The sequence below is a fragment of the Nitratireductor rhodophyticola genome (assembly GCF_019891355.1).
Lineage (GTDB): Bacteria > Pseudomonadota > Alphaproteobacteria > Rhizobiales > Rhizobiaceae > Nitratireductor > Nitratireductor rhodophyticola.
The window spans coordinates 590,312-605,663 of sequence record NZ_JAHSSF010000002.1 but is presented as its reverse complement, the minus strand read 5'-3'; the positions used below and the strand labels follow the sequence as shown (position 1 = coordinate 605,663).

The window sequence follows — 15,352 nt, the reverse complement described above, 5'->3', positions numbered from 1 at the left end:
CGCTTGCTCATGCTTGTGCCGCCTCGCCGCCGCGCTGCTGAAGCCGGAGCCGCGATATGCGCTGCCAGTCATCTGTGCGTTCGGCATGAAAGGTGGCCTTTTCGACGAAATCGATATGCGCGATCGCGGCACTGCGCGCGGCTTCCGGATCGCCGGCGGCGATTGCCGCATGGATCGCGCGGTGCTGGGCAAGCAGCATGTCGCGCGCATCCGGCAGTTCGTAAATGCGGACGCGGTTGAGGAAGACGCCATCGGCGAGCAGCCGGTAGCAGGCGCGCAGCGTGTGCAGGAGCACAATGTTGTGCGCGCATTCGCCCACCGCATTGTGAAACTCCACGTCGCAGGCCGCTTCCGCCTCGAAATCCTCCGCAGCGTGGGCTTCGTCCATCCGCGTCATGATCGCCGCAAGGAGCACCAGGTCTTCGGGCGTCGCACGTTTTGCCGCGAATTCGGCGGCGACGGCCTCCATCTCGCGGCGGTATTCCAGATAATCGGCGGTCGCCTTGTGATGCGTGGCGATCAGTTCACGCACCGGCTTTGTGAACACCTGGCCGATAATGTCGGCCACATAGGTGCCGCCGCCGTGGCGCGTGAGGATCAGGCCCCGCTCTTCCAGCGTTTTCAGGGCGTCGCGCAGGATCGGACGGGATACATCGAGCTGGCGCGCAAGCTCGCGCTCGCCCGGCAGCCGGTCGCCATCGCGCAGCACGCCCTCGAGAATCAGCGTCTCGATCTGCCGGATGACGCCATCCGCCGTGCGGGCATGCTCAATTCTGGAAAAAACCGCGTCCACCGGCTTCGCCGTCTCGCTATCCACTCTCTTTGTTGGCGCAGATTAGCGCGACCGAACACGACTGGTCAATTAATTTGCCCAATTCTGCCATCGACGGGTGCTGGCAGACACGCATTGCGCCCCGCGCAAAGACAATAGCATACTTGCAGAAGGTCCATCCTGAGACAGACGGCAAGGCACAATGAGCCAACAAGACGGGGAACAGCTTGTCGTGATCGGCACCGACAGGCCCGAGGCTTCATCCACAGAAACACTGGTGACAGGCAGCGTTATGGGCTTTCCCGCCCACGACGGGCGCGCCGGGGCGCTGGGCGAGGTGCATGCGCGGCCGCACGCGCTGCTTGAAGCGCCGCGCCTCATCATACAGCTCTCCTTCATGACCGAGGGTGGCTCGGCGGTCGACCAGGCCGTGCTTGCCGATCTTTCGCGCCGCCTTGGCGTCGCCCCGCCACAGGCCAATGCGCGCCACCACGCGATGAAGTGGGGCAAGGGCACGCTACGCTGGGAGCGGCACACGGAATTTTCGAGCTATCAGTGGGATTGTCCGATCTCGCCGCGCACCGGAAAGCCGCTTGAGGAATCCCCGTTCGGAAACGGCTTCAGCCCGCCCGGAACCGCCATATCGGGCACGCGGGTGGAAATCCGCAAATGGACGAGCGCGACGGAAAGGCTGGTCGGCGCGTTCGATCCGGCAAGCCTCGGCTATTCGGTGGTGGAAGGCGGGCGTGCCGCCGTCGCTACGGATTTCCGGCAGGATGGCGACGGGCTGACCCGCATCCTGATCCTCGAGAAGGATCTGGCGCCGGCCCGTATCGGCGCGCTCTCGCAGCGCCTGATCGACATCGAAACCTACCGCACGCTTGCCATGCTGGGCCTGCCGCTGGCGCAGTCGCTTTCGCCGCGCCTGCGACGCATGGAGGATCAGCTCGCGGCCCTGACGGCACGCATGCGCCAACGCGAGAAGCATGACAGTCACGCGCTTCTGAGCGAGTTGACGGAGCTTGCCGCCGACCTGGAGGCCGATGCCGCCGCCAGCCTCTATCGTTTTGGCGCAAGCCGCGCCTATCACGGCATAGTCGAGGAGCGGCTGGAAACGCTGAACGAGGCGCCCATGGCGGGCTATGAAACATGGACGGCGTTTCTGCAGCGCCGTGTGGCACCCGCCATGCGCACCTGTCGCTCTGTGGAAGAGCGCCAGGCCAATCTTTCGCGCAAGCTGACGCGTGCAGCAAACCTGCTGAGAAGCTGGGTGGACGTGGAAGTGGAGCGACAGAACCGCGACCTGCTCGCCTCCATGAACCGCCGCGCGCAGCTGCAATTGCGCCTGCAACAGACGGTCGAAGGCCTTTCCGTTGCCGCCATCTCCTACTATGTGGTGGGGCTGGTGGGCTATGTGGCCAAGGGCGCAAAACCCGCCCTGCCCGGCCTGTCGAGCGAAGCGGTCACCGCCGCCGCCGTTCCCATGGCCGTTTTGTGCATCTGGCTCCTGGTGCGGCGCATACGCCGCCACCACGCCCGTGAAGACGCCAATATCGGCACCGGGGCGGATTGACGCAGGCACGCTTTCCACGCAGCATTTACAGAACCGTCAACACACTGGTAAATTGAATGAACCAGTGAGGGAGTTCTGATGTCCGGCCTGAAAATGCCGCAGGCCAATGCGGCAACCCTGAAGAAGCGCGCCGAGATCGTCGCCGACATGCGCATCATCGTGCCCGGTGAAGGCGTGGTGGACACGGACAACGAAATGCGCGCCTTCGAGAGCGACGGGCTGACCGCCTACCGCCAGATGCCGCTCGTCGTGGTCCTGCCCGAAACGACGGCGCAGGTGTCACGCATCCTGAAATATTGCCATGAGCGCGATATCCGCGTCGTGCCACGCGGCTCGGGCACCTCGCTTTCCGGCGGCGCGCTGCCGCTTGAAGACGCGGTGCTTCTGGTGATGAGCCGCTTCAACCGCATTCTCGATATCGACTATGCGAACCGGGCCGTGGTTGCGCAGCCGGGCGTCACCAATCTGGGGATCACGCATGCAGTCGAGCAGGAGGGCTTTTATTATGCGCCCGACCCCTCCTCGCAGATCGCCTGCTCCATCGGCGGCAATGTGGCTGAGAATTCCGGCGGCGTGCACTGCCTGAAATACGGGCTCACCGCCAACAATGTTTTGGGCATCGAGATGGTGCTGATGAATGGCGATATCATCCGGCTCGGCGGCAGACATCTGGATGCGGAGGGCTATGACCTGCTGGGTCTCATGACGGGCTCGGAGGGCCTGCTCGGCGTGGTGACCGAGGTGACCGTGCGCATCCTCCAGAAGCCGGAGACGGCGCGCGCGCTTCTGATCGGCTTCCCATCAAGCGAACAGGCGGGCCAGTGCGTGGCCGAGATCATCGGTGCGGGCATCATTCCAGGCGGGATGGAAATGATGGACGGGCCGGCCATTCGCGCTGCCGAGGATTTCGTTCATGCCGGCTATCCGCTGGATGTGGAAGCGCTGCTGATCGTCGAGCTCGATGGGCCGCAGGCGGAGGTCGACCATCTGATCGACCGGGTGGAAGCGATTGCCGGGGAGAACGGAGCAACCACCAGCCGCGCCTCGACATCGGATGAAGAACGCGCCGTGTTCTGGGCCGGACGCAAGGCCGCCTTCCCGGCTGTGGGCCGCATCTCGCCCGATTATTACTGCATGGACGGCACGATCCCCCGCAAGCAGTTGCCGCGGGTTCTGGCGGGCATGCGCGCGCTGTCTGAAAAATACGGGCTGCGCGTCGCCAATGTATTTCATGCGGGCGACGGCAATCTGCACCCGCTCATTCTCTACGATGCAAACAAGCCGGGCGAACTGGAGAAGGCCGAGGATTTCGGCGCCGACATTCTGCGGCTGTGTGTGGAGGTCGGCGGGGTTCTGACCGGGGAGCATGGTGTGGGCGTGGAGAAACGCGACCTGATGCCCGAAATGTTCACCGAGGACGATCTGAACCAGCAGATCCGCGTCAAGTGCGCTTTCGATCCGAACCATCTGCTCAATCCCGGCAAAGTGTTTCCCCAACTGCACCGCTGCGCCGAGCTTGGCCGGATGCACATTCACCGCGGGCAGGTTCCTTTCCCGGAACTGGAGCGGTTTTGAGCGTGCCGTTCGCATCCAACTTCGCCCGCAGTTTTTCAATGAGTGGTTTGCCGTGACCGAATTCCTTCCCAACAGCGCTGAAGAGGTTCTGGAAACCATCCAGTGGGCGGTTTCCGAAGAATCCCCGCTCGAAATTGTCGGCCATGGTTCGAAGCGCGGCATCGGTCAACCGCTCCAGACCGAGCACACGCTCGATCTGTCGAGGCTGGCCGGCATCACACTTTATGAACCGGAAGAGCTGGTGCTTTCAGCGAAAGCCGGCACACCGGTTGCCGAGATCAAGGCTGCGCTGCGCGAGCACAATCAGGAATTCGCCTTCGAGCCGATGGACTACGGCCCGCTTCTCGGCGGCGAGGCTGGACGCGGCACGCTGGGCGGGCTGCTTGCGGCCAATCTCTCGGGCCCACGCCGGCTGAAGGCCGGGGCCGCGCGCGACCATGTGCTCGGCGTTCACGCGGTTTCAGGCCGTGGCGAAGGCTTCAAGTCGGGCGGGCGCGTGGTGAAGAACGTGACGGGGTACGACCTTTCCAAGGGGCTTGCCGGCTCCTGGGGCACGCTCGCCGTTGCCACCGACATTACGATGAAGGTTCTGCCGGCGGCGGAAACCGAGACCACATTGTGCATTGCCGGATTGGAAGACGCAGTTGCGACCGAAGCCATGGCGACCGCCATGGGGTCGAGTGCCGAGGTTTCGGGCGCGGCGCATCTGCCCGAAGGGGTGGTGGGCCGTTTCATCGATGGTGCGTTTTCGGGCGGCGGACAGACCGTGCTGCGGGTGGAAGGTTTTGGACCTTCCGTTGCCTATCGGATTGACCTTCTTGCCCGGCTTCTGCGTGGGTATGGAACCATCGGCACGCTGGAAGGAGATGCCTCACGCCGGCTGTGGCGCGAAATCCGCGATTGCCAGCCTTTTGCGGACGGGACGCCCGCGCCCGTCTGGCGTGTCTCCGTCACACCGTCGCGCGGTCACGAACTGGTGGACGCCTACCGCCGGGCCGCCGGTGCAAATGTCTATTACGACTGGCAGGGCGGCCTGATCTGGATGCGCATGGAGGCCGACCCCGAGGCGGAAATTCTGCGGAAAATGATTGCGCATTTCGGTGGCGGGCACGCCACACTGGTGCGTGCACCGCTCGCGGTGCGTGCGGCGACGCCCGTCTTCGAGCCGCAATCGCCGGCGCTTGCCGCCCTCTCCGCCCGCCTGAGGGAGCAGTTCGACCCCAAGGGCATCCTCAATCCGGGACGCATGGCGTTCACCTGAAGCCATGATAGATTGCCGCTGAAACAATGGAGGGCGAACCCATGAGTGACATGCAGCAGACCCCTGATGAAACCCGCAAGACGGACCGCTGGCTGGAACCCGGACCGACCAACATTCAGGTCATCTATATTCTTTATCTGGTCGGCTTCGTCATTGGTATTTCGGCTCTGGTGGGCATCGTGATTGCCTATATGAACCGCGGCAAGGCCAGCGGATGGCTCGAAACGCACTACACCTGGGCCATTCGCACATTCTGGATCGGTGTTCTGTTCGGTTTCGTCTCGGCCCTTTTGATGGTCGTCGGCATCGGATTCCTTTTGATAATTGCGGTTGCGATCTGGGTCGTGGTGCGCTGCGTGATCGGCCTGCAGGCCGTGGGCCGGAACGAGCCGATCAAGAACCCGCAAAGCTGGCTGATATAGAAGAAGCGCCGTGCAGACCAATTTCACTCCCGAGCAGCTTTCCGATCCGCATGTCGCGGAGGCGGAATCGATCCTGCGCAAATGCGTGCATTGCGGCTTCTGCACGGCCACCTGCCCGACCTATGTCACGCTCGGCAATGAGCTCGACAGCCCGCGCGGGCGCATTTATCTCATCAAGGACATGCTGGAGAACGGCAGGCCGGCCGACCGGGAAATCGTCACCCATATTGATCGCTGCCTTTCCTGCCTTGCCTGCATGACCACCTGCCCCTCGGGCGTGAACTACATGCACCTGGTCGATCACGCCCGCGCGCATATCGAAAAAACCTATCGCAGGCCGGTGCTCGACCGGCTGATGCGGTCGGTCCTGGCGCAAATCCTGCCCTATCCGTCGCGTTTTCGCGCCGCCTTGAAGCTAGCCCGCTTCGGCCGGCCCTTCGCGGGGCTCTTCCGAAATCTGCCGGGCATGAAGCTCGTCGCAGCGATGCTGGACCTCGCCCCGCGAACATTGCCGCGAAAGCCTGAAGACAGCCAGCCTCTTTCGGTGGAAAAGCGTGGACGTGTCGCGCTTCTGACAGGCTGCGCGCAATCGGTTCTCGATCCTGGTATCAACGCCGCGACCGTCCGGCTGCTTGCGCGGCTCGGCGTGGAAGTGGTGCAGAACCCGGAAGGTGAAGGGTGTTGCGGCGCGCTGGTGCATCATATGGGCCGCGAAGAGGATGCTCTGGCCGCCGCGCGGCGCAATGTGGATGCCTGGACACGTGAAATCGAGACCGGCGGGCTCGACGCGATCGTCATCACGGCGTCCGGCTGCGGTACGACCGTCAAGGATTACGGGCACATGCTGCGGCTCGACCCCGCCTATGCCGAAAAGGCTGCCCGCGTGGCGGCGCTTGCCAGGGACATCACCGAATATCTGGAAACGCTGAGCCTCCCCGAGCCGACTGTCGAACCCGGTCTCACCGTCGCCTATCACTCCGCGTGCTCCATGCAACATGGGCAGAAGATCAGCCGCGAGCCGCGCGCGCTCCTACGCAGGGCGGGCTTCGTGGTGCGAGAACCGCGCGAGGGGCATCTGTGCTGTGGCTCCGCCGGCACATACAACATTCTCCAGCCGGAGATCGCCACGCGGTTGCGCGACCGCAAGGTTCGGAACATCGAAGCGACGGGGGCGGCGCTCGTCGCCACCGGAAATATCGGCTGCATGACCCAGATCGGTTCGGGCACGGAAATGCCGGTCGTTCACACCGTGGAGCTTCTCGACTGGGCCTATGGCGGGCCGAAGCCGGCAGCTCTGCCCGACGCAATCGTGAGCCGGGAACAACGAGAGGCGGCACTGACTGCAGCGGAATGAGAAAAGGGCGATGCTCCCCCAAGCATCGCCCTTCTCCATCCACCCGGCAGTCCCCTTGCCGGGCATCCCCCGCTTATCCAGTCACTTCACCACCACATTGGTGCCGACCGGAATGCGGTTATAAAGGTCGACCACATCCTCGTTGCGCATGCGGATGCAGCCGGAAGACACCGCACGGCCGATGGTCCAGGGCGCGTTGGTGCCGTGAATGCGATAGAGCGTCGATCCGAGATACAGCGCGCGCGCGCCGAGGGGATTGGCCGGGCCGCCCTCCATTTTCACCGGCAGGATCCTGCCCTTCGCTTTTTCGCGTTCGATCATCTCAGCCGGCGGATGCCAGTCCGGCCATTTACGCTTGTTGGAAACCTTCTCCGTTCCGGTCCAGCCGAAACCTTCCTTGCCGACGCCAACGCCGTAACGCTTCGCCTTGCCGCCTTTCAGCACCAGGAAGAGGAAACGCTGCCTGGTATCGACAACAATGGTTCCTGGAGACTCGTCGGTTTCGTACTCCACGACCTGCGGCAGCCATTTGGGATCGCTCATCCGCCAGGAGCGTTCATTCAGGGGAAAGGGCTCGCTCGCACGTGGTATAAACGCCACCTTCTGCGCGTTTTTCTTCTGCTGCTCGCCACGGACCGCCATTTGATGACGCGGCCGGTAATCGCGCCGTGCGCTGTCGCGTTCACGTGCATTGCGGGCACGCTGATAAGTGCGGTACTCCACCGCCTGCTGGGTGCGATGCTGCGCCAGCACCGGCGAGCTGCGGAGCTGCATCACCCAGGGAGCGGAAAGATCAGGACTGACGAGAACCGGCGGCGGCTCCACATATCGATCCTGGGCCTGTGCCCCCCAGGAAAACAGCAGCACGGTCGCAAGGCCGGCCGCAGACAACATCGACTTCATGACAAACTTCTCTCTACCATTCGTCACAGATCAAACTGACCACGCGTTCCGAAAACAGGCTCGAAAACAGGTGGCGGCGAAGGGCAAACGCACCCTATGCGCCTGTCCGTGTCAGGATGCTGACTCGAAGCTGCAACCGAATGGTGAATCGACATCGATAAAATGCGATGTATTCAAAAAACCATTTGGCGTGGTTACCGGCGCGTTCAAAAAGCTGGTGAACATATCGCTAAACCGGGCTGATTTCACATTAACCAGGGAATTCAACACACATGAGCGAAGAAAAGACCGGCCTGATCCTCGGCGCCGACGGCAAGACCCGATGCTTCTGGCCGGGTGAACTGCCGGACTATCTCGATTACCACGACAATGAATGGGGACACCCCGTTTCCGACAATCACCGGCTGTTCGAGAAGATTTGCCTGGAAGGGTTTCAGTCCGGGCTTTCATGGCTGACGATCCTGCGCAAGCGCGAGAATTTCCGTGAAGCCTTCGAGGGTTTCGACTTCGAGCGTGTCGCGCGTTTCACCGAGAAGGATGTGGAGCGTCTGCTGGGCAATGCCGGCATCATTCGTCACGGCGGCAAGATCCGCTCCACCATCAACAATGCACAGCGCGCGATCGAACTGTGCGAGCAGGAAGGGTCTCTTGCCCACTATTTCTGGCGCTACGAGCCGCAGCCGCATGAACGCCCTGATCCCGTCGACTACAAAACGCTCACGACCAATCCGACGACGGAGATATCCACCCGCATCTCAAAGGACCTGAAAAAGCGTGGCTGGTCCTTCGTTGGCCCCACCACCGTCTATGCCTTCATGCAGGCCATGGGGCTGGTCAACGATCATATCGAGGGGTGCTGCTGCCGGGCAGCAGTGGAGAGGAAGCGCGAAGCGTTCAAGAGACCCGCCTGAGCCGGGCAGGGTTTTCCGCGCCAGATCGAAAAACCGGTCGGCGGCTGCGAAAATTGTACCAGATTCCGCGCACGAAAATCTTGACTCCGAATTTGGGGCTTACTATCTCAAAGCCGCGTTAGCACTCTTACCAAGGGAGTGCTAACGAGAGGTCCGGCGTCCGCCGGACGGAGGAAAAGCCTAATTCATCATCCGAATCAAGGGTTCAGAGAACATGGCCAACACGAACTTTCGCCCGCTTCATGACCGCGTGGTCGTCCGCCGGGTCGAGTCTGAAGAAAAGACGGCAGGTGGCATCATCATTCCCGACACCGCCAAGGAGAAGCCGCAGGAAGGCGAAATCGTTGCAGTCGGTTCCGGCGCGCGCGACGAGGCGGGCAAGCTTGTCCCGCTGGACGTCAAGGCTGGCGACCGCGTGCTCTTCGGCAAGTGGTCGGGCACCGAAGTCAAGCTCAATGGCGAGGATCTCCTGATCATGAAGGAATCCGACATCATGGGCGTCATCGGCTAATCCACGCCACCACATCAAAACGGTAACAGAGTTTCTCGAAGAAGCTCAGGAGCTAGAGAAATATGGCTGCAAAAGACGTAAAATTCTCCCGCGACGCACGCGAGCGCATGCTGCGCGGCGTTAACATCCTCGCCGACGCGGTGAAGGTGACCCTCGGCCCGAAAGGCCGCAACGTCGTCATCGACAAGTCCTTCGGCGCACCGCGCATCACCAAGGATGGCGTGACGGTTGCCAAGGAAATCGAGCTTGAGGACAAGTTCGAGAACATGGGCGCACAGATGGTGCGTGAGGTCGCTTCCAAGACCAACGACATCGCTGGTGACGGCACGACGACCGCCACGGTTCTCGCTCAGGCGATCGTTCAGGAAGGCGCCAAGGCAGTTGCCGCCGGCATGAACCCGATGGACCTGAAGCGCGGCATCGACAAGGCCGTTGCCGACGTCATCGACTATCTCGGCAACTCCACCAAGAAGATCAACACCTCCGCAGAGGTCGCCCAGGTCGGCACGATCTCCGCGAATGGTGAGAAGGAAATCGGCGACATGATCGCCGAGGCCATGCAGAAGGTCGGCAACGAGGGTGTCATCACCGTCGAGGAAGCCAAGACCGCCGAGACCGAGCTCGAAGTGGTCGAGGGCATGCAGTTCGACCGCGGCTACCTCTCCCCGTATTTCGTCACGAACCCGGAGAAGATGGTTGCCGAGCTCGAGGACGCATACATCCTGCTCCACGAGAAGAAGCTCTCCAACCTGCAGGCCATGCTGCCGGTTCTGGAATCGGTCGTTCAGTCGTCCAAGCCGCTCCTCATCATCGCCGAGGACGTGGAAGGCGAGGCTCTGGCCACGCTCGTCGTCAACAAGCTGCGCGGTGGTCTGAAGATCGCTGCCGTCAAGGCTCCGGGCTTCGGCGACCGCCGCAAGGCCATGCTCGAGGACATCGCGATCCTCACCGGCGGCCAGGTCATCTCCGAAGACCTCGGCATCAAGCTTGAAAATGTCACGCTCGACATGCTCGGCCGTGCGAAGAAGGTTGCGATCTCCAAGGAGAACACGACCATCGTCGACGGTGCCGGCCAGAAGTCCGAGATCGAAGGTCGCGTTGCCCAGATCAAGCAGCAGATCGAAGAGACCTCTTCCGATTACGACCGCGAGAAGCTGCAGGAGCGTCTTGCAAAGCTCGCTGGCGGTGTTGCCGTGATCCGCGTCGGCGGCTCGACCGAGGTCGAGGTGAAGGAGCGCAAGGACCGCGTCGACGACGCGCTCAACGCAACCCGCGCTGCCGTTGAAGAGGGCATCGTTCCCGGCGGTGGCACCGCGCTTCTGCGCGCTTCCACGCAGATCAAGGCGAAGGGTGACAATGCCGACCAGGAAGCCGGCATCAACATCGTGCGCCGTGCCGTTCAGGCTCCGGTTCGCCAGATTGCCGCAAACGCTGGTGCAGAATCCTCCATCGTTGCCGGCAAGATCCTGGAAAACGAAGGCGTCACCTTCGGCTACAACGCGCAGACCGGTGAGTATGGCGACATGATCGCCATGGGCATCGTCGACCCGATGAAGGTTGTCCGCACCGCGCTGCAGGATGCCGCTTCGGTTGCCGGCCTGCTCGTCACCACCGAGGCCATGGTTGCCGAGCTTCCGAAGAAGGACGCTCCGGCAGCTGCTCCCGACATGGGTGGCATGGGCGGTATGGGTGGCATGGGCTTCTAAGCCAGCCACGCATCGCTTGAATATCGAGGGCGCTCCTTTTCGGGGCGCCCTTTTTCATGGGCAATCCCGAGGCTGCTCAGGGCACCGCGGCCAGCAGAAGAAAGCAGAAAAACACGACCAGATGCACCGCGCCCTGCATGATCGTGGTGCGCCCCGTCGCCAGGGTGAGCATGCCAACGAAGAGCGACAGGACCAGAAGCACGATGTGTTCCGGGTCGAGCCCGAGCGTGATCGGCTCGCCAAGAAGCAGCGATGCAATGGCAATTGTGGGGATCGACAGACCGACACTGGCAAGTGCCGAGCCGGTGGCCACATTCATGCTCGTCTGGAGACGGTTCGAGGCTGCAGCACGCAGGGCCGTCATGCCCTCCGGCAGCAAGACCACAGCCGCGATGATCAGTCCGACAAAGGATTCTGCCAGCCCGAGAACGGACACCCCCTCCTCTATGGCAGGCGCCAGCGCTTCCGCCAGAACGATGACCATGAGAAGCGACACAGCGAGCATCAGACCGCTCCATGCGGTTTCTCCCCCGCCGGGTTTGACATGGACGGCCGCATCGGCTGCTGCAATGTCGAGAAAGTCGCCACGGTGACGCACGGTCTGCACAAACAGGAACAGCCCGTAGAGCAGAAGCGATACGACCGTCACGAAGACCAACTGCACGATCGAATAGTACGGCCCCTCAACGGCCAGCGTGAAGTTGGGCAGGATCAGTGTGAGCGTTGCCAGCGTGCCAAGCACACTGAATGCCGCCACAGCGCCATGGCTCTGAAAAGACTGCTCGCGATGGCGCAGACCTCCGGCCAGCAGGCAAAGTCCGACCACGCCGTTCAGAACCAGCATGACCGTGGCAAACACCGTGTCGCGCGCCACGGTCGGATCTCCTTCCGATGGCGACAGCATCATGGAAATGATCAGCGAGGCCTCGATCACGGTGACGGCAATTGCCAGCAGAACCGAGCCGAAAGGCTGCCCGATGCGAACGGATATGACCTCGGCAAAATGCACCGATGAGAAGACGGTGGCGATAAGGAACAGCCCAGCCAGGACAGAAAAGACAATGCCGGTTTCTTCAAGAAACCCAAGATGCACTGCCGCGATCAGCAGGGCCGCAGCAAAAGGGGGACCAGAGGTCCGCACCGTCTGCGCATTCGTAAAATGTCTAAACACATTCCCCCCAGAAGCCTTCAATGCATACGAGAGCCGTCTGGCTGACGGCGCGCGACATCGCCTGTGATAATCCAATGCCGGAAAGGAGCGCAATGAACAGTTTGCCGGCAGTCGCGGACGCGACCGCAGCGCGGGCCGCACGGGCTATTGCCAAATCCCTTCACCCGCGCCATTAAACGGCAGCACTTTTGGGGTAGTGGCAACAGGGCTCGTCGAGCCGCACCCGCCCACCCGACGCGCGAAATGACAATGGAGCACGATCGCATGTCCAAGACCCGCACCGAGACAGATACATTCGGCCCCCTGGAGGTTGCCGCAGACCGTTACTGGGGCGCGCAAACACAACGGTCGCTGGGCAATTTCAAGATCGGTACGGAAAAGATGCCCATCCCCCTCGTGCGGGCGCTCGGCATCGTCAAGCAGGCTGCCGCCGAGGCGAACCTCGAAAACGGCAAGCTCGACCGGAAGATCGGCGAGGCGATGATCGAGGCGGCCAGGGAAGTCGTCGCGGGCAAGCTCGACGATCACTTTCCGCTCTCCGTCTGGCAGACCGGTTCCGGCACGCAGTCGAACATGAACACCAATGAGGTGATCTCCAACCGCGCCATCGAAATCCTGGGCGGCGAGATGGGTTCCAAGAAGCCGGTCCACCCCAATGATCACGTCAATATGGGGCAGTCCTCGAACGATACTTTCCCCACGGCGATGCATATTGCAGCCGGCCGCGAGGCGGCAGCCGAGCTTCTGCCTGCGCTGCAATATCTGACCGAAGCGCTCGAAGAGAAAGCCCGGGCATTCGACGGGATCGTAAAAATCGGCCGCACCCATACGCAGGATGCCACTCCGCTCACGCTCGGTCAGGAGTTTTCCGGCTATGTGGCGGCTCTCCAGCTTGGTGCCAGACGCATCGAGGAGAGCCTGAACGATGTCTATGCGCTGGCACAGGGCGGCACGGCCGTCGGCACGGGCCTCAACGCTCCGATCGGCTTCGACAAGGCGTTCGCGGCAAAAGTGGCCGCCATCACCGGCTTGCCCTTCCGCACCGCCGAGAACAAGTTCGAGGCGCTGGCGAGCCATGGAGCGCTGAACGCCTTCCACGGCATGCTGAACGCGCTCGCCGCCGATCTCTTCAAGATCGCCAACGACATTCGCTTCCTGGGCTCCGGACCGCGCTCGGGCCTGGGTGAGCTGAAGCTGCCGGAGAACGAGCCGGGCTCTTCCATCATGCCGGGCAAGGTGAACCCGACCCAGGCCGAGGCGCTGACCATGGTCGCTACACAGGTCATGGGCAACCAGACCACCGTCAGCATCGCCGCGAGCCAGGGCCATTTCGAGCTCAACGTTTTCAAGCCGGTCGTTGCAAACGCCGTGCTGCAGTCGATCCGCATCCTCACCGATGCAATGCGCTCCTTCGCCGACAATTGCGTAAAAGGCATCGAAGCCGACGAAACGCGCATTGCCGACCTGATGCAGCGCTCGCTCATGCTGGTGACGGCGCTCGCGCCGGCGATCGGTTACGACAATGCGGCTGCCATTGCCAAGGCAGCGCACAAGAATGGCACCACGCTGCGTGAGGAAGCGCTCAAGAGCGGTCTCGTCTCCGAAGAAGATTACGAGCGGCTTGTGCGTCCCGAAAAGATGATCGCGCCGTCCTGATCGCCGCCTTTCACACCTCACCGGCCTGAAGCGCGACCGTCTTCAGGCCGGGAATTCCGGCTCATTGTCGCTCGTTTTGATAACACAGCGTAACCAATGGGGCAGTTTTTCTGCACAATCCACTGGCGTATATGCCTGATCGAAGAATATCACTTCTCACAGGAAACCCAGCAATGTCCCAGAATGCACTCGTTCTCATCGGCCGGATTCTGATCGCGGTCATCTTCATCGTTTCCGGCTTCGGAAAGATCACCAATATTGGCGGCACCGCCGGCTATTTCGGCAGCATGGGCCTGCCCCTGCCGGTCGTGACGGCCTGGATCGTCGCCCTGCTCGAGCTCGTCGGCGGCCTTGCCATCGTCGTTGGCTTTCAGACACGCATTGCCGCACTGCTTCTTGCGCTGTTCAGCGTCGCCTCCGGCCTGATCGCCCATTTCGACTTTGCCGATCAGATGCAGAGCATCATGTTCATGAAGAACATCTCCATGGCTGGCGGCCTTCTCATACTCGCCGCCTTTGGCCCCGGCGCACTCTCGCTGGAGCGGGCAAAAGTCTGACGCAGACGCCTGATCCCTCCGAAAAGCCCGCTTTCGAGCGGGCTTTTTTCATTCTCCCTGCGCTTCACGGATCGGTGATATCCATGCGACCGCGCCTCAAAAGGCGGTGAGACCGCGTATCTTTCGTTGCGCGGACGGGTCGCAACACGCATGTACGGGCCTGTTGCCGCACGACATGGAGCCTTTGGCGGCGGAGACCCGAAAGATGACGATGATGCAGACGACCGAAAATGGCAGCCACGAAAACACAAGGCGCTCGCCTCTGAAGCGCTTTCTTCCGCTGCTCATCGTGCTCGCGGGCCTGGCCGGCGGTTATGCGCTCGGACTGCATCAGTATCTGTCGCTCGAATTCCTTTCCGAAAGCCGCGGTGTTTTACGAGGCTTCGTCGCAGAAAATCCGTTTCTTGCTCCGCTTGGCTTCGCCGTTCTCTACGCCATGGCCGTCGCCTTTTCCTTTCCCGCCGCTTCCATATTGACGCTGTTTGCCGGCTTCCTCTTCGGCTGGCTTCTCGGCGGTGCGCTCGTGGCGGTCGCTGCCACCGTCGGTGCGTCCGCCGTCTTTCTGGCGGCACGCGGCGCGCTTTCAGGTGTTCTGGCACAAAAGATCGGCGGGCGCGTTTCGCGCATGGCGAAGGGCTTCGAGGAGGATGCCTTCAACTATCTTCTGGTGCTGAGGCTCGCTCCGATTTTTCCGTTCTGGGTCGTCAACATCGCGCCGGCACTGTTCAATGTACCGTTGCGTACCTATGCAACAGCCACCTTTCTCGGCATTCTGCCAGGCACCTTCGCCTACGCCTATCTCGGCCACGGGCTGGACAGCGTGCTTGTCGCCGCCGCCGAAGCCGGGCGCGAGGTGACGCTCGGCGATCTCATAACGCCGCAGCTCACCCTCGCCTTTGCTGCGCTGGCGCTGGTTGCCGCCATCCCGGTCGCGGTGAAGAAACTGCGCCGGTCGCCCGACACCTGATTGCCGAACAACC

The 15,352-nt window shown here is 62.1% G+C and carries 14 protein-coding genes; 11 read left to right on the top strand and 3 right to left on the bottom strand.

Annotation, left to right across the window (positions count from 1 at the left end; genetic code table 11):
* Window positions 1-7: 7 nt before the first annotated feature.
* A complete protein-coding gene (locus KUG85_RS08500; RefSeq protein WP_065816330.1) occupies window positions 8-793 on the bottom strand; it encodes an FCD domain-containing protein in 786 nt (261 codons plus the stop codon).
* A 181-nt stretch (window positions 794-974) separates the two neighbouring features.
* Between KUG85_RS08500 and KUG85_RS08495 the strand changes: the two genes are divergently transcribed.
* From KUG85_RS08495 to glcF, 5 genes are all read left to right on the top strand, one after another.
* Entirely contained in the window at window positions 975-2,345 is a 1,371-nt protein-coding gene (locus KUG85_RS08495) for a DUF3422 family protein (RefSeq protein WP_407673652.1), read from the top strand.
* A gap of 78 nt (window positions 2,346-2,423) precedes the next feature.
* Entirely contained in the window at window positions 2,424-3,920 is a 1,497-nt protein-coding gene (locus KUG85_RS08490; protein WP_223004861.1) for an FAD-linked oxidase C-terminal domain-containing protein, read from the top strand.
* A 52-nt stretch (window positions 3,921-3,972) separates the two neighbouring features.
* Window positions 3,973-5,181, top strand: a complete 1,209-nt coding sequence (locus KUG85_RS08485; RefSeq protein ID WP_223004860.1) for an FAD-binding protein — start codon at window positions 3,973-3,975, stop codon at window positions 5,179-5,181.
* A gap of 41 nt (window positions 5,182-5,222) precedes the next feature.
* Window positions 5,223-5,603 carry a DUF4870 family protein gene (locus KUG85_RS08480; RefSeq protein ID WP_223004859.1) on the top strand — a complete coding sequence of 127 codons (381 nt, stop codon included), beginning with the start codon at window positions 5,223-5,225 and terminating at the stop codon, window positions 5,601-5,603.
* A 10-nt stretch (window positions 5,604-5,613) separates the two neighbouring features.
* A complete protein-coding gene (glcF, locus tag KUG85_RS08475) occupies window positions 5,614-6,957 on the top strand; it encodes a glycolate oxidase subunit GlcF (RefSeq protein WP_223004858.1) in 1,344 nt (447 codons plus the stop codon).
* Between the two features lie 81 nt (window positions 6,958-7,038).
* Here the strand turns inward: glcF and KUG85_RS08470 are convergent, their stop codons facing one another.
* On the bottom strand, window positions 7,039-7,860 hold the full coding sequence (locus tag KUG85_RS08470) for a L,D-transpeptidase (RefSeq protein ID WP_223004857.1): 822 nt from the start codon (window positions 7,858-7,860) through the stop codon (window positions 7,039-7,041).
* Between the two features lie 272 nt (window positions 7,861-8,132).
* On the opposite strand from KUG85_RS08470, the gene KUG85_RS08465 reads away from it, so the two are divergent.
* The 3 genes from KUG85_RS08465 to groL all read left to right on the top strand — a co-directional run bounded on the left by KUG85_RS08465 (window position 8,133) and on the right by groL (window position 10,988).
* Window positions 8,133-8,771 carry a DNA-3-methyladenine glycosylase I gene (locus KUG85_RS08465; protein ID WP_223004856.1) on the top strand — a complete coding sequence of 213 codons (639 nt, stop codon included), beginning with the start codon at window positions 8,133-8,135 and terminating at the stop codon, window positions 8,769-8,771.
* Window positions 8,772-8,985: 214 nt separating this feature from the next.
* Window positions 8,986-9,282: a co-chaperone GroES gene (groES, locus tag KUG85_RS08460; protein ID WP_007009707.1), complete on the top strand. Its 297-nt coding sequence runs from the start codon at window positions 8,986-8,988 to the stop codon at window positions 9,280-9,282.
* Between the two features lie 62 nt (window positions 9,283-9,344).
* Window positions 9,345-10,988, top strand: coding sequence for a chaperonin GroEL (gene groL / locus KUG85_RS08455; RefSeq protein ID WP_065816337.1), 1,644 nt, complete (start codon window positions 9,345-9,347; stop codon window positions 10,986-10,988).
* A 76-nt stretch (window positions 10,989-11,064) separates the two neighbouring features.
* Here the strand turns inward: groL and KUG85_RS08450 are convergent, their stop codons facing one another.
* Entirely contained in the window at window positions 11,065-12,129 is a 1,065-nt protein-coding gene (locus KUG85_RS08450) for a calcium:proton antiporter (RefSeq protein WP_223004855.1), read from the bottom strand.
* Between the two features lie 294 nt (window positions 12,130-12,423).
* Between KUG85_RS08450 and fumC the strand changes: the two genes are divergently transcribed.
* The 3 genes from fumC (at window position 12,424) to KUG85_RS08435 (ending at window position 15,339) form a co-directional block, all read left to right on the top strand.
* Entirely contained in the window at window positions 12,424-13,815 is a 1,392-nt protein-coding gene (fumC, locus tag KUG85_RS08445) for a class II fumarate hydratase (RefSeq protein WP_223004854.1), read from the top strand.
* A 173-nt stretch (window positions 13,816-13,988) separates the two neighbouring features.
* Complete coding sequence (locus KUG85_RS08440) at window positions 13,989-14,372, top strand: DoxX family protein (RefSeq protein ID WP_223004853.1); 384 nt, start codon at window positions 13,989-13,991, stop codon at window positions 14,370-14,372.
* A 205-nt stretch (window positions 14,373-14,577) separates the two neighbouring features.
* Complete coding sequence (locus tag KUG85_RS08435) at window positions 14,578-15,339, top strand: TVP38/TMEM64 family protein (protein ID WP_065816341.1); 762 nt, start codon at window positions 14,578-14,580, stop codon at window positions 15,337-15,339.
* Window positions 15,340-15,352 lie beyond the last annotated feature (13 nt).